The sequence below is a fragment of the Pseudotenacibaculum sp. MALMAid0570 genome, from assembly GCF_040151415.1.
Classification (GTDB): Bacteria; Bacteroidota; Bacteroidia; order Flavobacteriales; family Flavobacteriaceae; genus Polaribacter.
In genome coordinates this window covers 122,806-141,668 of sequence record NZ_JBDKWF010000049.1, presented here as the reverse complement: position 1 = coordinate 141,668, position 18,863 = coordinate 122,806, and the positions used below count along the sequence as shown (strand labels likewise).

Sequence of the window (18,863 nt, the reverse complement as noted above, 5' to 3'; positions counted from 1 at the left end):
TTTCATTGTATATGTTTCTTACTTCTATTTAAATACTGAAGAAATGGTAATATCTACTTCAGACCATAACTTGCTAATTCCATCTGCTCCAATATGAAGATCTTTACAAATGGCATTTAAAGAATCTATCGATTGTTTTGCATTCCAATTCATTACATCCATTTTTGCAGACATTGCAAACTCTTTTCCGTTAATAGTATACTTGAATGGTAATTTTCCAGTAACCCCGTTCATAGTAATGTTAGCATAACCTAAAGAATCGTTTTCTAAAACCAACTTTCCAGAAAGTAATTTGGTGTTTTCCATAATTCCAAAGAAATACTTTACAATCTTAAAATCTCTTCCAGAGTCAGCTGTAAAAATACTTCCAACTGGAATAGAGAACTCTGCATTATTTACTGCTTCTTTCACAGTATTCCCTTCACCTCCTGATGTAACATTTACCTTCTTAAATTTACCTTTTACACCGGTCTTTTCTGTAAACTTATAGGCTGTCCAATCAATTGTGTTTTTCGCTTCATTTAAAACGTAAGCTGCTTTCGAAACTTTTTCTTCTTTTTTATCTTCTTTCTTTTCAGATTTACAAGAAGTCATTTGAAACGCAACAAAGAGTACTAAAACTAGAGTGCTTAATTTTTTCATGATTCTATATTAAAGTTAATACCTCTTTAGCGAGGCTTATATATTCTCTTTTTGCTTCTTCTTGAGACATTCCATTTAATTGTCTCCAAGCATTAAATTTAAATCCATCTCTTATGTCTGGATCTCCTCCTAAGGAAATAGTATCACCTGATGTTGCCTGTTTATAATACGCGTAAAATTTCAGCATTGTATCTGGAGTAAGTCCTTCTTCTAACTCAGAAATTGAATTAAATGCTTTTTGAAATTCTTTATCCAGATTTGTACCCATATTACTTTTCTGCAATAACCTGTTCTCCTCCTTTTACTTTATCACCAATAGTAACTTTTAGTTCAGTTCCTAAGGGCAAAAACACATCTACTCTACTTCCAAATTTAATAAAACCTGCATCTGTACCTTGAACTACTTCATCTCCTTCTACAGCATAATTCACAATCCTTTTGGCTAAAGCTCCTGCTATTTGCCTATATAAAACTTCTCCAAAAGTAGCGTTCTCCACTACAATTGTTGTTCGTTCATTTTCAGTAGATGCTTTTGGATGCCATGCAACCAAATATTTTCCGGGGTGATATTTACTATACTTTACAATTCCACTTAATGCATACCTAGTAACGTGTACATTTATAGGCGACATAAATATTGAAACTTGTAATCTTTTTCCTTTAAAATATTCTGGCTCTTCTACTTCTTCTATAACAACTACTTTTCCGTCTACAGGCGCAATAATTTGTCTGTCATTTATCTTGGTAGTTCTTCTAGGATTTCTAAAAAATTGAAGAATTAGAATTAAAAAAATTAAGAATACAACCTGTACTGCTTTTTGCAACCAGAGAATTTCTATAAATCTTTCAGAAAGCAATATTCCAGCAATTACAAAAACAAATGTTAATGTGATTATCTTATAGCCTTCTCTATGAAAATGTAGCATTTTCTTAAATTATATAATGGATATACAAATATACGAAGGGAGCAACAAACAACAAGCTATCTAACCTATCTAATAACCCTCCGTGTCCTGGCATTATTTTTCCGCTATCTTTTTTCTTAGCTTGTCTTTTGAATTTTGATTCAATAAGGTCACCTATTGTCCCTAAGACTGATGTTATTACAGATAAAACAATCCAATGCGTCATAGAAAGATTATTAAAATAATAAGAGACCACTATTCCTGTGATAATGGTAAAAATAACTCCTCCAATAAAACCTTCTACTGTTTTTTTGGGTGAAACACTTTTAAAAAGTTTAATTCTTCCAAAGTTCTTTCCAATCAGATAAGCAAAACTATCATTGGCCCAAATAAAAAGAATCAATGATAAAATAATTTGATATTCATATCCTCCATTTATAAAAGGAATCAGAAATAAGAACCCGAAAGAAAAAATCAAATACCGAACACTTACATCAAACTTTTGAAAAGATTTTAAAGGATACTTTCTCTTTTTAGTAAATAAATACACCATCAATTGCACTGAAGACCCTAAAGTTAAAACCAGTAAAATTTGATTTAAAATTGGATTATCTGGTAAATAAACAGCATAAGCAATAAAACCTAAAAGCAAAAGATAGGTGAAAACACTATTAAAGTGAATAAGTCTCTGAAACTCTCTTAGGCAGAAAAATGCGAAAAGAGAAGTTAAAATAAGATAACTTTCTTGAGAATAAAGGACTGCTCCAATAAAGAGAGTTGCATAAACTAAACCAGAAAGACTTCGCTCTAAAAAGCTACTCATATTATAAATCTTCTAACAGCAGCAAATATAAGTTTTTAGAGTTGCTATTGCCGTAATTTAAAAAATTGTCATCTTCCTTTTTTAAAGTGTAGTTTTTAACTGCACTTATGTTTGTAGGGATGCTCTCTTTGCAATTAGATTTAATTCCAGTTAATCCTTGTCCTGTATTTCTAACCAACTGACTAGTTTTAGCAAATACTATAAAATTGTCTGTAAGTGCAGCAATCTTGTGAGTACTTAGTTGGTTTGATGAAAATAAGATGTCGCCATTATCGGAAATCAAATGTTCACAAGTAGTAAAAAAAGGTACTTCTTTATCGAAATCTAGTTCTATACTAATCTTTTGTTTTTTGAGATACTTCTTAATATCATCATCATGACAACTTATGGTGTCCCATTCATTTTCCTCTAAGATTTGCTTTAGATTCCCTGTAACTTCTTTTTCAGAAACACAATATAAAAATTTCCCACCTTTATCTATAAAGTGATGTACAAAAGCATCATCCAAAGATAAATGAACCTCTTGCTTTTTAGCTTCTTGTTCCTTGGATGATGCTTTGCTAAATAATTTTTTAAAAAAACTCACTTAAAAAATTAACTATTTTTCTTCTGTTATTTCTTCGTTTACTGTTTCGTCTTTTTCTTCTTTTTTATCAAAAGGCCTTTCGCCAAAGATTTTTACTAAATCATCTTTAAAAATAACCTCTTTTTCTAACAATAGCTCTGCTAAGGTACTTAGCTTTTCTTTATTTTCTTCTAAAATTTTGACTGCCCTTTGATATTGGTCTTCAATCATTTTAGAAATTTCTTGATCAATGGTCTTTGCTGTTTCTTCACTATAGGGTTTGATAAAAGCATCTTGACCAGATGAATCGTAATATGTTATATTTCCTACTTTGTCATTAAGCCCATAAATTGTAACCATAGCTCTCGCTTGCTTGGTTACTTTTTCTAAATCACTTAATGCTCCTGTAGAAATCTTATCAAAGATAATCTTTTCAGCTGCTCTTCCTCCTAAAGTAGCACACATTTCATCTAGCATTTGTTCTGTTTGAACAATCATTCTTTCAGCTGGCAAGTACCAAGCAGCCCCTAAACTTTGTCCTCTAGGCACAATAGTAACCTTAACTAAAGGTGCAGCATGCTCTAACATCCAACTAACTGTTGCGTGCCCAGCTTCGTGAAAAGCAATGGTTTCTTTTTCTTTGGGTGTAATAACCTTATTTTTCTTTTCTAAACCTCCAACAATTCTATCTACAGCATCTAAGAAATCTTGATGATGGATTGCTTTTTTATTTCCTCTTGCAGCAATTAACGCAGCTTCATTACACATATTGGCAATATCAGCTCCAGAAAATCCAGGTGTTTGTTGTGCTAAAAACTCAACATTTACATCTTTAGCTAATTTTAACGGTTTGATATGAACTTCAAATATTTCTTGACGCTCTTTAATGTCTGGCAAATCAACATAAATTTGTCTGTCAAAACGTCCAGCTCTCATTAAGGCTTTGTCTAAAACATCAGCTCTATTGGTTGCAGCTAAAACTATAACATTGGTATCGGTTCCAAATCCGTCCATTTCTGTTAACAATTGATTCAGCGTATTCTCACGTTCATCATTTCCTCCTGTCATACTATTTTTACCACGAGCTCTACCAATGGCATCTATCTCATCAATAAAAATAATGGAAGGCGATTTTTGCTGCGCTTGTTTAAAAAGGTCTCTAACACGAGAAGCTCCAACACCTACAAACATTTCCACAAAATCAGATCCTGAAAGTGAGAAAAACGGAACTCCAGCTTCTCCAGCTACAGCTTTTGCTAATAATGTTTTTCCTGTTCCTGGAGGTCCTACTAACAATGCTCCTTTTGGAATTTTTCCTCCTAATGAAGTATATTTTTCTGGGCTTTTTAAAAAGTCTACAATCTCTTGTACTTCTTCTTTAGCTCCTTCTAAACCAGCAACATCAACAAAACTTGTTTTAACTTTTGTATCGTTATCAAATAATTTAGCCTTCGATTTTCCGATGTTGAAAATTTGGCCGCCACCGCCACCGCCACCGCTAGCTCCAGACATTCTTCTCATAAAGAAAATCCAAATGGCAATTAATAAGATAAAAGGCAAAAAGCTTATTACTGAATCTAATAAACTTCCACGTGTATCAGAATCAGTATCAAAATCTAAACTGTCTTTAATTTTATATTGGGCTAGCTTATTTTCAAAGTTTTGTAGGTCTCCAAAATTGTACTGAAACATTGGAGAACTTTGCCTAAAAAAAGCAGAATTAGTTTGACTTTTATATTCTTGTTTTGTTTGGGCTTCTCTTTTAATATAGACTTCTGCAATGTTTTTATTAATGATCATGATTCGCTCTACATCATTCGATTCTAGAATCTTAAAAAACTTATTGGTAGAAATCTTTTTGGTAGTTAGCGCACTATCGTTTAAAAAACTAATGGCTATGAATACTACGAAGATAGCTCCATAAACCCAATACATATTGAATTTAAACTTAGGTGCACTAGGCTTATTATTATTACTATTATTCTTTTCGCTCATCTCTTACTATCAAAAATTAAATTAAACGGGGCTTATTTGAGTAATCTTAGCGTCACCCCAAAGGCTTTCTATATCATAAAACTCTCTAACATGCTTTTGAAATACATGAACTACAACATTTACATAATCCATCAAAATCCATTCTGAGTTATTCTGTCCTTCAACATGCCAAGGTTTGTCTTTTAATTCTTTACTGACAACTTTTTGAACAGAACCTGATATAGCGTTTACTTGTGTGTTTGAATTTCCAGAGCAAATGACAAAGTAATCGCATACTGTATTGTCTATATCTCGTAAATCCAATAATTGAACATCTTCACCTTTTACATCATCAATTCCCTTAATTATTACAGCGATTAAATCATCTGTACTTACTGGTTTTTGCGCCATTAAAATTTTTTAAATTTAAAACAAAGTTATTACTTTTTTGCGATTATATTGCGTATAATTAAACTAGTTTACGCATTCTTTAACACTTGAAAATAATCAAACTTAATGCCATCGACTCTACCAATTCTTTTTTGAAAGAATTGGTACAGGATTCTTTGGTTGAAGACTATACTGTTGTTGTAGCTGAAAGCCAAACTTCTGGAAGGGGACAAATGAACAATTCTTGGCACTCCAAACCTTTTAAAAACCTGACTTTCAGTATTTTTACAAAACTTAAAGGCTTACAGACAAATCATCAACCTTATTTGAATTTTGCTGTCTCAAACGCAATATTTGAAGCTTTAAATGAGATGTCAGTCCCTGATTTAAAAATCAAATGGCCTAACGACATAATGTCAGGTAACTTAAAGATCTGTGGTGTTTTGATTGAAACTACTTTATCAAATCAAAATATTAAGAACACTATTATTGGAATTGGATTGAATGTAAATCAAGAAAAATTTCCTAATCATCTTCGCAATGCTAGTTCATTAAAAAACATTTTGAAAAAAGAATTGGACCTAGACACAATTATGAATTCTCTAATTGAAAAAATTCAATATGAAATTTCAAATTTAGAAGCTCTTCAATTAGGTACTATTCACGAAAACTATCTTAAACATCTATACAAGCTAGAAACACCTGCAGCTTTTAAAGACGAGGAAAGTGGTCTCTTCTTTATGGGAATAATCAAGGGAGTTTCTACAGAAGGAAATCTCCTAATTCAACTAGAAGATGATTCTGTAAAAGAATTTGGTATTAAAGAGGTTTCTCTTGCTAAAGGTTAGCAATATTTGTTGTTAAAGTATCAATAAAAGCAGTTAAAGGTTTTTTTACCATCATAGCCATCATCGGATTAAAATCACCTTCAAATTTCAACTGAACATCACTTTGATTTGCTGAAACCTCATCAATATGAGCTGCTAATGTAAATGATAATTTACTGCTTGCTGCCGCTAGACTTACTTTGGTAAATTCAACTTTTTCTCCTAAAACCAAACGAATTTCAGGCATTCCTTTTAAGGCAAATACAAATGACTCTCCCTCTACTTCAAATTTTTGCGTATTCTCTGGCATCAACTGCTCAAAATTTTCTAGTGAGGTAAAAAACTGATATGCTTCTTCAGCAGACTTATTGATTGTTACTTTTGCTCCTTCTATATTCATAATACTATTGATTCCAATTACCAGGATCTTCTCTCCACTTCTGTAAAGTTTCTAATTCTTGATCCGAAATATATTTACTATCCATTGCTTGTTCTAACAAATGGGTATAGTTACTTAATGTTGTTAAATTAACATTTCCTTTCTCAAAATTATCAGCAGCAACGTCAAATTCATACGAAAAGATTGCTACCATTCCTTTTACCACGGCACCTTCCTCTTTTAGTGCTTCAACAGCATTCAAACTACTCTTTCCAGTACTAATCAAGTCTTCAATTACTACAACATTTTGACCGCTTTCTAAGTACCCTTCAATTTGATTCTTACGACCATGTTTTTTTGGCTCTGGTCTCACATATACAAATGGAACTCCTAGTTCTTGAGCTACCAAAACTCCAATAGCAATTGCTCCAGTGGCAACTCCAGCAATAACATCAGGCTTACCATATTGCTGTTCAACAATTTTAGCAATTTCCTCTTTTAAGAATACTCTTACAGAAGGAAATGAGAGCGTTACTCTATTATCGCAGTAAATAGGTGACTTCCATCCTGATGCCCAAGTAAAAGGGTCAGATGGACTTAATTTTATTGCCTTAATTTGAAGTAATAATTCGGCTGTTTTTTTTGCCGTATCTTTGTGTAAAATCATACGCACAAATGTATAAAGTTTTTATGAATGATAAGCCTATTATTCTCACAGATTCTCCACAAAATGAGAAGGGTTTTAAAGTGTATGATTTTGAAAGCGTTGTCTTAGATGAAATTCTCTATAAATTAAAAAAAGACAAAATAAATGGTGTAGTATTATTTTGTAGGGATTTAAATAATTGTTGGAAAGAGTTTACTAAACACTTTAAAGTAGTTAAAGCTGCTGGTGGGTTGGTTTTAAATCAACAACAGGAGTTTTTATTTATTTACAGAGGTCAGAAATGGGATCTTCCAAAAGGAAGAATTGAAGAAAACGAAAGTATAGAGACAACAGCTATTAGAGAGGTTGAAGAAGAATGTGGCGTTCAGAATTTAAGTTTGGACAGGTTTCTTTTAACCACTTATCATTTGTTTTATCAAAACAAACAAAAAAGACTAAAGGTAACTGATTGGTTTTTGATGAATACAAATTACCAAGGTAAACTAACTCCCCAAATAGAAGAAGGAATTACTATTGCTGAGTTTAAAAACAAAAGCAATACAAAAGAGGCTCTAAAAAACACCTATGCTAATATTCATTTGGTATTTGAAGCCTATGATGCTTAAGATATCGTATTAACTTTCAACAGGTTTCATTTATTCTTTTATCTTTGCCGCTTCTTAAAAAGCACCTAGTATGAATGCATTTATTAGAAAAAGAGTTCAGAACGTAAGAAACGATGTATTTTCTGGAATTACTGTAGCTCTGGCATTAGTTCCAGAAGCTGTAGCATTTGCTTTTGTGGCAGGAGTAGATCCATTGGTTGGATTGTACGCTGCATTTATGATTGGTTTAATTACTTCCGTTTTTGGTGGTAGGCCCGGTATGATCTCAGGAGCTACGGGTGCTTTAGCAGTTGTAATGGTAAGCTTGGTAAGTCAAGGAAATGCAATGGGTGCTGAAGGTGAAAATCTAGGCTTATACTACTTGTTTTTAACAGTAATTTTGATGGGAATCATCCAAATGTTAGCAGGTGTTTTTAAACTGGGAAAATTTGTTCGATTGATTCCGCATCCCGTAATGATGGGATTTGTAAACGGACTGGCTATTGTAATCTTTTTGGCACAACTTGGCATGTTTAAAACCAAAGTTGGTAGTGAGGAAGTTTGGTTGCAAGGTGAAAGTTTATATCTGATGATTGGGTTAGTTGGTCTAACCATGTTAATTATGTGGGGGCTTCCTAAGATAAAAGCCACTAAAAAATTTCCTGAAGCTTTGATAGCAATTTTAGTTGTCGCTGGAATTGTAATTTTTTCTGGTTTAGATGTAGCTACAGTAGGTTCTTTTATTCGTGATGGTGGTGGAGAAGGTTTGAAAGGAAGTTTTCCAACTCCAGTATTAGAAACTTTTTCTAAGATTCCATTAAACATGGAAACCTTCTGGTTTATTTTTCCTTATGCTGGAATATTAGCTGCAATTGGTTTAATAGAGTCTTTAATGACCTTAAATTTAATTGACGACCTTACAGAAACTCGTGGAAACACCAATAGAGAATGTATGGCGCAAGGAGGTGCAAACATCATCACCGGATTGTTTGGTGGAATGGGTGGTTGCGCAATGATTGGACAATCGATTATAAATATCAAAGGTGGTGGACGAGGTCGTCTTTCAGGAATTACTGCAGCTGTCTTTTTATTGATGTTTATCTTATTCGCCTCATCTTACATCGAACGTATTCCTATCGCTGCTTTGGTAGGTGTAATGTTTATGGTTGTGATTGGAACTTTTGCATGGTCAAGTTTCCGAATTATGAATAAAATACCTGTAGCAGATTTGGTGGTTTTGATCTTAGTTTCAGCTTTGACTGTTATTTTTGATTTGGCTATTGCTGTGATTGCAGGAGTAATTGTAAGTGCTTTGGTATTTTCTTGGGAGAATGCAAAACGCATACGTGCTAGAAAACGTATTAAGGAAGACGGAACGAAAGTTTATGAAATATGGGGACCATTATTCTTTGGTAGCATTTCTGCTTTTAATGAGAAGTTTGATGTAAAAAACGATCCTGATACAATAGAAATTGATTTTGTTGAATCTCGAGTTTCAGATCATTCTGCATTGGAAGCTATTTTTAATCTGGTTGAGAAATACGAAAAAGCTGGCAAAAAGATAACATTGAAGCATTTAAGTGCCGACTGTAAAGTATTGTTATACAAGGCAAGTCCAAAATTTCATCAAGTAATTGAAGAGAGTATTGATGATCCTAGATATCATTTAGCTGCCAATCCAGAAAAGTTTCCAAAATCTTTGAGTGAGTATAAGTTTTAATCTGATTTATAAGACTAATTCCTGTAAATACTTATTACAAACCAAATAAAAAAAATTCCTGACGGAATGAGGTTGAATATATAGTAAAATTTAAGCTTCATATTTTCTCTTTCTCGTAACCAAAGGATTAATGCAATAACTCCCCAAAATAAGCTAGTCACAAACATCAATCCAATAAGTAAATGATGAACTCCAGGAGCATGAACATATGCATGTGGAATAAATATATAAGCTAATAAACTTAATACTCCAGCAATCAAGTAATACAAAAGTACATGTTTGAAAGCCTTTTTCATTTATCCTTTCTTTTTCTTCTTCATTCTCTTCCGATGCTTTCTCATTAATTTTTTATCATTTAAGATATCCCAATAACAATACTCATATTGAGGAAAGACAAATTCTTTATGTGAGTCTGAGAGGGTTTGACGTTTTTGAAGTGTATATATTATATCTACTTGATCATACTTTGTGTAATAACGTAATTTGACCACCCAATGATTCTCTAATTCTTTTCGAAAGGGATATAAATTATCAAATAATAAATTATTCATAATATCATAAATAAAACCATCAGCTGTATTTTTATAATCACTTTCAGTCACAAAAAGATCAATGAATAGGAAATCTTTTTTAGAAATGGTAATTTTTTTACAATCAACACCATTAACATTATAAATGGAATCTGATTGAACAAATTTCAGATCACTATCCAATTCTTTGAACTTTATTTCTACTGAATCTATACATTGATAATCTGGAGTATGTGTATACTTCTTCCCTTTATCAAAATCAAAAACATACTCAAGATTTTTCTTCTTGTAGTACGTTTTTTTAATTTTATTTTTACCAAAGACAATTCTTAAAGAATCAACCCAATTTCTGCTGTTTTTAGATTTCTCTACAAAATTCGAATTATTAATGATAAGTTTGATAGAATCACCTTTTTTCCCTGATGGGTCTTTAAATTGAATTTTTATTTCATCAGACAAATGAGGAACCACTTCTCTCTTATACATAAGAACTCCTTCAAAGTCTTGTGAAAATGAAAACCAACTCACAAAACAAAATAATAAGATTAAATATCTCATACTTCTATTATTAGAAATTATTTCTAAACCAACCCATGCTCAGACAATGGTAATTTTCGAATGCGTTTTCCAGTTGCATTAAAAATAGCATTACAAATAGCTGCTGATACTGGCGGAACACCAGGTTCTCCAACTCCTGTAGGTTGGTGATCATTATCAATTAATTGTATATGAATGTTTGGTGCGTCTTTCATCCGAGTCATTTGATAATCATGAAAGTTATTTTGTTCTACAGCACCATCTTTCGTAGAGATTTTTCCAAATAAGGTTATCGACATTCCAAAAATAGCCGATCCTTCCAACTGATTAACAACTGCATCTTTGTTGACATACATTCCGCAATCTAAAACCGTATATACGTTCTCTACTTTTACTTTGCTGTTTTTTACAGAAACCTCAACCGCTGTAGCAACATAGCTGTAAAAACTGTAATGAATAGCCACTCCTATTCCGTGTCCTTCAGGTAACGATTGACCAAAATTGGATAGTTTCTTTACTTCTTTTAACACGTTTTTCATTCGTGAAGAATCATACGGATGCTGTGATCTTCCTTCTATTTTTCGGTCTTTCCCAATTAAATTCAGTCGAAAATCAATTGGATCTTTTCCTGAAGCCACTGCCAGTTCATCCACAAAAGAATTCACTCCAAATCCACTAATAATATTGTATACAGATCGTAACCAACCAATTCTTAAATGCGCTTCTGCTTTGGCATTCTCTAATTGAAAATTGGGTATTTCGTAAGGAATGTTGGTAAAACCTTGCCCTAACTCAAATCCTGCTGCATAATCAGATATCGGTTTAAACGATGATAAAATAGATGGAAAAGCTGTACGGTGCAACCACCCAGTTACGTTTCCTTCTTTATCTAAAGATCCTTTTAAATATTGTGCGCTTTGTGCATGATAATAACTGTGTTTGATATCATCTTCTCGAGACCAAACAACTTGTATAGGAGCGTTTAGTTTTTGCGACAAAGCTACAGCTTCTACTACAAAATCTGATTTAGACTTCCGTCCAAATCCTCCTCCGAGCAAGGTTACATTGATGGTAATATCTTCCAGATTGAATCCGAAAAATGCAGCCAATTCGGCACGTGCGGACTGAGGTGCCTGAACAGGAGTCCAAACCTCACATTTTCCATCATGTACCCAAGCTAATGCATTAGGAACTTCCATTGGAGCATGAACTAAATGCGGCATCGAATAGGTTGCTTCTACAATCTTATCTGCCTTTTTAAAAGCTGAATTTACATTTCCTATCAATGGAGGTGTAATTTTTGCTTGCTCTTGAACACGACTAACAATCTTTTCACTGAATTTTTCAGAATCATAGGAACCATTGGGTCCCATATCCCATTCTATTTCTAGATAATTTTTTCCTTGAAACGCCGACCAAGTATTGTTTGCAATCACAGCTACTCCTCCTAACATCCCATAGAATTGTTGCCCTGTTGCTGGTTTTAACCGATCTAGTTGTACAACATCTTCAACTCCATATACTTCCATCGCCTCAGACTTATCAAAGCTCTTTACACTTCCAAAAGTTACAGGACAGCGGGCAATAGCAGCAAATTTCATATTGGGCAAACGAGCATCAATTCCATATTGGGCTTTCCCTGTAAGAAAATCATTCATGTCTACTCCACGTAACACATTATTCTTACCAATGTATTTAAAGTCTTTTTTATCTTTTAAAGTAATTGTCTTTTCTTGTGGAATTGTAATCTTTCTCGCTTCATCTACCAAATCTCCATAACCTACTTTCTCACCATTTGTTGTATTTATAATAAAATGATGTTCAGCCTTACAATTAGACACTTCTGTATTCCATTTTTTGGCCGCCGCTTGCTCTAAAATCATTTTTGCCATGGCGCCCATTTTACGCATTGGGTTTAATAAGGTTCTGATACTTCTTGAGCCGTCTGTATTTTGATTTCCAAATTTTGCATCACCAGTTGCTTGCTTTACAGATACCAAATTCCAATCGGCCTCCATTTCATCAGCAATAGCAGAAGCCATGGAAGTCCGAATTCCTTGTCCCATTTCAGAACGGGTAACTACTATAGTCACATTGCCATTCTTTTGTAGTTGAATAAATAGGTTGGGTACAAATGAAATTCCATCTTCTAAAGAATTTACAATAGGTGTATCTCCAGAAAAATTACATCCAAGAATCAATCCACCGGAAGCCAATCCAAACAATTTCACAAAATCTCGTCGATTTAAATTTTCTACTTTCATGATGCGTCAGAATTTCTAAGTTCAACAGCTTTGTGAATGGCTTTTCGAATTCTAACATAGGTTCCGCATCTACATATATTTCCGCTCATCGCTTCATCTATATCTTGATCTGAAATTTCTTGTTTTTCATCAAGTAATGCAGCAGCAGAAACTAATTGTCCAGACTGACAATAACCACATTGCGGTACGCTTATTTCTGCCCAAGCTTGTCGTAAATATTCGAGATTTTCCGAACTTCCTTCTATGGTAGTTATTTGTTTGTCTTTGGCAAGACTTACAGGTGTGCTACAGGAGCGAACCACTCTGTCGTCTATTCTTATAGAGCAAGCTCCACATTGAGCTATTCCGCAACCAAATTTAGTTCCGGTAAGACCAACAATATCTCGTAATACCCATAATAAAGGCATTTCATTAGGAACATCAACTTGATATTCTTTTCCATTAATTGTAAGTGTTTGCATGTACTTTGGATTGAAAGTACAATTTAAGGAAAATTTAGATGCTATTAATTACTCTTTAAAAAGGATGCAAACTGGTGCTTCAATTTTTATTTGATCGATATACGTTAAGAGTCCTGTTTCTGCATTTCTTAGAAATGAAACAATATTGTTAGAGTACTGGTTTGCTACTAAGACATATTTTTCATCTGGTGAAAGAGTAAAATTTCTTGGCCAATTCCCTTTTACAGACTCGGTAGTAATTAATTGAATACTGCCGTTGTCTTGATCTATTGTGAAAATTGATATCGAATTATGGCCTCGGTTTGAAGCATATAAGAATTTACCATCTGAGGAAATATGAATATCTGCTCCGTAACTATCTCCTTTAAAATCTTTAGGTAAAGTACTTACTGAGTTTATAACTTCATATACGCCTTCTTGGTTTCTATTTATCAACGAGATTGTAGAATTTAATTCATTAAAAACATACAACCAATTATTTTTAATAGGGTGAAAAGCCGCATGACGAGGTCCAGCGCCTTCTTCCATTATCAACTTTCCTTGAGAAGTTGATTCTAGTTTTTGAGTAGATACATTAAGTGCTGAAAACCATAATTCATTCGTTCCTAAATCTATCGCAATTATTTCATCATTTTGCTTATTCACAATAACTGAATGAACATGAGGTGCTTCTTGTCTAGATGTAGTTCCTTTACCTTGATGTTGAACTAAATCTAGATTAGAAAGTTTTCCTTTATTTAGAGAGGAAAAAGACATATTTCCTCCGGTATAGTTAGCAACAAACACGTTGTTTCCGTGAACAACAACATGACAAGGATGCGCTCCTCCTGAATTGACTTTATTTACAAACGTTAAACTGTCTTTAGATATCTTATATGATTCTATTTTTCCTTCTCCTTTTTCGTCAATCTCATTGACCGCTACTAAAAATTGTTTGTCTGTTGATAGAGTTAAAAAAGAAGGATTTTGCGTTTTAGCAACCAACTTCCCTAAAATAAACTTTCCTTCATCATTAATGTCATACTTATAAATCCCTTCACTCCCTCCATTTGTATAGGTTCCTATATAGAATGAAGCATTCTCTTTTTTCATTGGTTGCTCTTTTGTATTACAGCTTGTCAAGCAGAAAATGGTTAGATAAACCCATAAGTAATTAGTTGCTTTTTTCAATTTCAATATGCTTTAAAAACGGGAATTAATTTATGTGCTTTTTCATAATGCGGACTCTTCTTGTAAATGAAATTTAATTGAGCTCGAGGGTTTTTCGCAAACTTTTCATCAGAAGCTAGTTTTTCTTCAAATTCTTTTTTTACTTCCGGATTGTCTAGCAAAAATTGTTCTGCAATATCTTCAAAAACATAGCTTGAATAGCCTTCTTTTTGTTGTAAGACAGTATCAAAAAAGTTCCAGTTGAAAAAAGAATCTGTTGCTTCTGGCTCCAAGGTTTCTATAATATATCTTGCTCCTTTTTGGCGAGTGGGTATATAGAGATCTCCTTTAGAAAATTTTACAGGAATAGAATCGGTTTTAACACTTGTGTTATAATGTAAATAATGCCCTTCATAAGCATTTCTTGTTTTAAAATTATCTACATGAAAGGTTTCAACTACAAGAGTAGTATCTTTTTCAAATCTGGTGAATTCTATTTTGTTGTTTGTTAATCTTTCTACGACTCTATTCCATCCGTTCTTTAAAATATAAGCTTTCGGAATGGTTACTTCTTTTTTGGGTCTATATTCATTGTAATAATCTACAGCTTCTAGAAAAGGTTTTGAACGATCATAAAACAATCTTTTTCCATTGGTTACTTTGCTATCTATCATTTCTCCTTTATACCCTCTAAACTGCAGCAAGGAAGGTTCTTTTTTGGGGTTGATTTCGAAAGTAATCGGGTATTTGTCTTTTTCAAAAATCTCTTTAATCGCATTCTTACGTACTGATTTAATATCTGCAGAACGTTCTTCTGCAAAATCTAACATAGACAGCATGAGTTCATAGGTTTGCTCCACACGAATCTTATAAGGTTTGAGCATATGCGTTTCTACCATCATTCCTAATGTATTAAACAACGTGGTATATCCTGTAGAATATCTTGGCGAGTCAAAAAACTGCGACCATCCTTTTTCTGGCGTGCTACCCCATACATTTACATAAGGAGTAATAGGTATTTTTTTAATAATTAAAGACGTTTCCAAAGCTGGACGCACTTGAGTTTCTATAAACTTCCCTAAAGACCCTCCTAATTTATTATGCTGAGTAAACAAATGTGTTATTGCATATTGATAATCGGCTCCGTTACTTACGTGATTATCAATAAAAATATCTGGGTCTACAGTATGAAAAATCTCTGCAAAAGCTGCTGCATTCTTAGTGTCTTGCTTTATAAAATCGCGATTGAGATCATAATTCTGTGCATTACCTCGAAAGCCATATTCTTTAGGTCCGTTTTGATTGGCTCTAGTATGAGAATTTCTATTTAAGGCTCCGCCAATATTATAAACTGGAATTACATTGATAAGCGTATTCTTGTAAACTTCTTTTAATGAATCGTTTTGAACAATATCTCTGAGTAACATCATGGAGGCATCAATTCCGTCTGACTCTCCTGGGTGAATTCCGTTGTTGATCAACATTCTGTTTTTAGAAGAGTTTTTTATTTCATTGAGTTTTATTCTTCCGTCTGCATTAAAGACAACTAAATGCAAAGGATTTCCAGAATCTGTTTCTCCTACTTCAAAGAGAGAAATCTCTGAATACGTATTGGCTAAATCTTTGTAATATGAAATTACGTCGTGATATTCTGGAGTTTCTGTTCCGTTCGATTTTTCAAATAAAGTGGTGAAATCTTTATTCTTATTTCTATCATTTTGACATCCTAAGATGGCGAATAACACCAATACAAACAGTAAGTTTTTTTTCATTATTGAGTAATTCTTAAGGGAAGTGTATACTTAACATTAACTTTTTGACCTCTACTTTTGGCTGGCCTCCACTTTTTCAACAAGCTAACAATGCGGATTGCTTCTTGATCACATGGTCCACACAATTTTTTTCGAACTTCAATGTCTTGAACCTCTCCATTTTTGTTGACTTTGAAGGTTACCAACATCAAACCTTCAATCTTATTATCAATTGCATATTGAGGTGTTCTAAAATTTTTCATAATCATTTGGGCTAAACCTTTGCTTCCTCCAGAGTATTTAGTATTTACAAACACTTCTTTGTATTTATATTTTTTACCTTCTCTGTCCCAACTCTCTCCCTTTTTTAGTTTCCCGTTTTTATATGTCTCCTTGTAGATTCTACTTCCATCTTTTCGAAAACCAATCCAAACTCCTTCTTTTTTATAGTTAATTATCTTTCCTTTATGCTCTGCACCTTTCTCTGTTTCGTAGAAATATTCTCCTGTCCCATCTTTTACGGTTTGCTCTCCCTTTTTATTCCAAAAATTTATCAGTTGAGATGGAATTGATTTCCCTCCTAGTAATTTTTTTTGTTCAAAATACTTTCTTTCAGACATCTTTGTCCCATCTTCATACCAAGTTAACCATGTTCCTATTCTTCTGCTCTTTTTAATCAAACCTTCAGCAGATTTGTTCCCATTTTTCCAATAGGTAATTTGTTTTCTCTCTCTTCCTATACTTTCAAAATAATGAGTATAAAATGTTTCTGTTTTGTAGTAAAATTCATCTTCCTCATCAAGCTTAAACATATCTGCTTTGTATAATATTTTGCCTTTATATCTTAAATACCCTTTAACTACAGCAAGTTTTTTTGCTTCTTCTTTATTAGTTATTTTTTCTGAAGATGAATAAAAAATCGTATCGCTTCTTTTGTAAGAAACATCATTTTGAGAAAAGGCGAAAAGTATGTTGCAAACAAACAACATAAATAAAATTATCTTTTTCATTTATATAATTTTTATTTTAAAAATCAATTTTGGGGATTACTGAAGTTGGGACTAAACTAGAGGCATCTCCTCCATTTTTCATCACATCTCTTACAATAGAGGAACTGATATAAGAAGTTTCTGCACTAGTTAATAAGAATATGGTTTCTATTCCTGAAAGTTTTCTATTGGTTTGTGCGATTGCTTTTTCGAATTCAAAATCAGCGGGATTTCTCAAACCTCGTAAAATGAAATCAGCATTAATTTGCTTGCAGTAATCAACGGTTAAGCCTTTATAGGTTTCTACTGAAATTTTATCGTGCGCAAAAAAGGTATTTTGAATAAATTTCATTCGCTGTTCTATGGTGAACATGTAATTCTTTTTTGCATTAACTCCGATAGCTATTACAATTTCATCAAACAATGGGATAGCTCTTGTAATAATATCAACATGTCCCAATGTAATTGGATCAAAAGAACCGGGAAAAACTGCTTTTTTCATATCGCATCAATTTACTCCTCTAAAGTACAAAATTCTTTAAGCGTTTAATGCCATTTCTATAACATTTCCAAATAAATCTGTCAAAGAGATTCCAGCTTCGTTGGCTTGTTGCGGCAACAAACTTTCTTTTGTTAAACCAGGAACAGTGTTCATTTCTAAAAAATAAGGTTCATCATTCACAATAATATACTCTGAACGGGAAAAACCACTCATGTTTAATATTCGGTATACTTTTTCGGCAACTTCTTCTACTTTTTCTCGCTGTTCTTCGGAAATCCTCGCAGGGGTAATTTCTTGGGAAGCTCCTTCATATTTGGCTTCGTAATCAAAGAAATCATTTTCAGACACAATTTCTGTCATTGGCAGAACCTTAATTTCTCCATCATATTCTATAACTCCAACAGAGACTTCGGTTCCATCTAAAAAAGATTCAATTAGAATTTCTGTATCTTCTTTGTAAGCTTTTTCTATGGCTGGAATCAATTCTGATTCTTCATAAGCCTTAGAGATTCCAAAACTAGAGCCTGCATTATTAGGTTTCACAAAACAAGGCAAACCTACTTTATTTATAATTTTTTTTGTGTTTATTTCATCTCCTATATTCATATAATAGGAAACAGCAGTTTTGATTCCATACTCTTTCACTACACTTAAAGTGTCTCTCTTGTTAAATGTGAGTGCCATTTGATAAAAAGGTGCAGAAGTGTGTTTGATTCCTAATAAATCAAAATAAGCGATTATCACTCCGTTTTCCCCTGGATCTCCATGAATTGCATTAAAAACACAATCAAAAACAATTTTTATTCCTTCTACGTTAGCTGAAAAATCATCTTTAGAAATTGGGTATTCCTTTTCATTTTCTACTAAAACCCATTTCTCTTTTAAAATGTGAACTTTATATGGATTGTATTGAGTTCTATCTAAAGAATCGTAAACTACACTACCACTTTTCAACGAGATTTCTACTTCTGAAGAATAGCCTCCCATAATTATGGCAATATTTTTTTTCATTTTTTATTTAGGTTTACACACAAACTTAGGTAAAATTTCGTTGATAGATAAAAGAATTGTGAATTCGATAAATTCTAATTTTACATTACATTTTTTCTGTTGGAAAACTAAATTTTGTTTTTGCATTAAAATGATATCGGATTTAGTTCTATTTCAGTAACTGCTGACGATAGTTCGTAATTTTTCATCATTC

General features: G+C 32.9%; 21 protein-coding genes. 3 read left to right on the top strand and 18 right to left on the bottom strand.

Annotated features, from left to right (window positions below):
• Positions 1–24: 24 nt before the first annotated feature.
• Genes AAON49_RS10915 through rsfS form a run of 7 tightly spaced genes read right to left on the bottom strand, consistent with a single transcriptional unit; the run spans position 25 to position 5,320 of the window.
• Entirely contained in the window at positions 25–642 is a 618-nt protein-coding gene (locus AAON49_RS10915) for a YceI family protein (RefSeq protein ID WP_349554575.1), read from the bottom strand.
• A 4-nt stretch (positions 643–646) separates the two neighbouring features.
• The gene (locus AAON49_RS10910; protein ID WP_349554574.1) at positions 647–910 is read right to left on the bottom strand and encodes an acyl-CoA-binding protein; all 264 of its coding nucleotides are present in this window, start codon (positions 908–910) and stop codon (positions 647–649) included.
• A gap of 1 nt (position 911) precedes the next feature.
• Positions 912–1,568: a phosphatidylserine decarboxylase family protein gene (locus AAON49_RS10905; RefSeq protein WP_349554573.1), complete on the bottom strand. Its 657-nt coding sequence runs from the start codon at positions 1,566–1,568 to the stop codon at positions 912–914.
• Positions 1,569–1,572: 4 nt separating this feature from the next.
• Complete coding sequence (locus AAON49_RS10900; RefSeq protein WP_349554572.1) at positions 1,573–2,370, bottom strand: phosphatidate cytidylyltransferase; 798 nt, start codon at positions 2,368–2,370, stop codon at positions 1,573–1,575.
• A gap of 1 nt (position 2,371) precedes the next feature.
• A complete protein-coding gene (locus tag AAON49_RS10895; RefSeq protein WP_349554571.1) occupies positions 2,372–2,956 on the bottom strand; it encodes a hypothetical protein in 585 nt (194 codons plus the stop codon).
• Between the two features lie 12 nt (positions 2,957–2,968).
• Positions 2,969–4,930, bottom strand: a complete 1,962-nt coding sequence (gene ftsH / locus AAON49_RS10890) for an ATP-dependent zinc metalloprotease FtsH (RefSeq protein WP_349554570.1) — start codon at positions 4,928–4,930, stop codon at positions 2,969–2,971.
• A gap of 21 nt (positions 4,931–4,951) precedes the next feature.
• A complete protein-coding gene (rsfS, locus tag AAON49_RS10885) occupies positions 4,952–5,320 on the bottom strand; it encodes a ribosome silencing factor (protein WP_349554568.1) in 369 nt (122 codons plus the stop codon).
• Positions 5,321–5,406: 86 nt separating this feature from the next.
• Between rsfS and AAON49_RS10880 the strand changes: the two genes are divergently transcribed.
• Positions 5,407–6,147 (top strand): biotin--[acetyl-CoA-carboxylase] ligase, encoded by a 741-nt coding sequence (locus tag AAON49_RS10880; protein ID WP_349554567.1) that lies wholly within the window; start codon positions 5,407–5,409, stop codon positions 6,145–6,147.
• Here AAON49_RS10880 and AAON49_RS10875 read toward each other — a convergent pair.
• A complete protein-coding gene (locus AAON49_RS10875; RefSeq protein WP_349554566.1) occupies positions 6,137–6,526 on the bottom strand; it encodes an SRPBCC family protein in 390 nt (129 codons plus the stop codon). The genes AAON49_RS10880 and AAON49_RS10875 overlap by 11 nt on opposite strands.
• Before the next feature lie 4 nt (positions 6,527–6,530).
• Positions 6,531–7,172, bottom strand: a complete 642-nt coding sequence (gene pyrE / locus AAON49_RS10870) for an orotate phosphoribosyltransferase (protein ID WP_349554564.1) — start codon at positions 7,170–7,172, stop codon at positions 6,531–6,533.
• 8 nt (positions 7,173–7,180) lie between these two features.
• Between pyrE and AAON49_RS10865 the strand changes: the two genes are divergently transcribed.
• Together AAON49_RS10865 and AAON49_RS10860 are read left to right on the top strand one after the other, a co-directional pair.
• Positions 7,181–7,777, top strand: a complete 597-nt coding sequence (locus AAON49_RS10865; RefSeq protein WP_349554563.1) for an NUDIX hydrolase — start codon at positions 7,181–7,183, stop codon at positions 7,775–7,777.
• A gap of 70 nt (positions 7,778–7,847) precedes the next feature.
• Complete coding sequence (locus tag AAON49_RS10860; RefSeq protein WP_349554562.1) at positions 7,848–9,476, top strand: SulP family inorganic anion transporter; 1,629 nt, start codon at positions 7,848–7,850, stop codon at positions 9,474–9,476.
• Positions 9,477–9,490: 14 nt separating this feature from the next.
• On the opposite strand, the gene AAON49_RS10855 is transcribed toward AAON49_RS10860, so the two are convergent.
• From AAON49_RS10855 to AAON49_RS10815, 9 genes are all read right to left on the bottom strand, one after another.
• Complete coding sequence (locus AAON49_RS10855) at positions 9,491–9,772, bottom strand: hypothetical protein (RefSeq protein ID WP_349554561.1); 282 nt, start codon at positions 9,770–9,772, stop codon at positions 9,491–9,493.
• On the bottom strand, positions 9,773–10,564 hold the full coding sequence (locus AAON49_RS10850; protein WP_349554560.1) for a hypothetical protein: 792 nt from the start codon (positions 10,562–10,564) through the stop codon (positions 9,773–9,775).
• 23 nt (positions 10,565–10,587) lie between these two features.
• A complete protein-coding gene (locus AAON49_RS10845) occupies positions 10,588–12,807 on the bottom strand; it encodes a xanthine dehydrogenase family protein molybdopterin-binding subunit (RefSeq protein ID WP_349554559.1) in 2,220 nt (739 codons plus the stop codon).
• Positions 12,804–13,268, bottom strand: a complete 465-nt coding sequence (locus AAON49_RS10840) for a (2Fe-2S)-binding protein (protein ID WP_349554558.1) — start codon at positions 13,266–13,268, stop codon at positions 12,804–12,806. The genes AAON49_RS10845 and AAON49_RS10840 overlap by 4 nt, the downstream gene beginning before the upstream one ends.
• A gap of 48 nt (positions 13,269–13,316) precedes the next feature.
• Positions 13,317–14,360 carry a lactonase family protein gene (locus tag AAON49_RS10835; protein WP_349554557.1) on the bottom strand — a complete coding sequence of 348 codons (1,044 nt, stop codon included), beginning with the start codon at positions 14,358–14,360 and terminating at the stop codon, positions 13,317–13,319.
• A gap of 80 nt (positions 14,361–14,440) precedes the next feature.
• Entirely contained in the window at positions 14,441–16,189 is a 1,749-nt protein-coding gene (locus tag AAON49_RS10830; protein ID WP_349554556.1) for a M14 family metallopeptidase, read from the bottom strand.
• Positions 16,189–17,178, bottom strand: a complete 990-nt coding sequence (locus tag AAON49_RS10825; RefSeq protein ID WP_349554555.1) for an energy transducer TonB — start codon at positions 17,176–17,178, stop codon at positions 16,189–16,191. Before AAON49_RS10825 ends, AAON49_RS10830 begins: the two co-directional genes overlap by 1 nt.
• 16 nt (positions 17,179–17,194) lie before the next feature.
• On the bottom strand, positions 17,195–17,659 hold the full coding sequence (gene coaD, locus AAON49_RS10820) for a pantetheine-phosphate adenylyltransferase (RefSeq protein WP_349554554.1): 465 nt from the start codon (positions 17,657–17,659) through the stop codon (positions 17,195–17,197).
• Positions 17,660–17,695: 36 nt separating this feature from the next.
• Positions 17,696–18,670 (bottom strand): D-alanine--D-alanine ligase, encoded by a 975-nt coding sequence (locus AAON49_RS10815; RefSeq protein WP_349554553.1) that lies wholly within the window; start codon positions 18,668–18,670, stop codon positions 17,696–17,698.
• Positions 18,671–18,863: the final 193 nt, after the last annotated feature.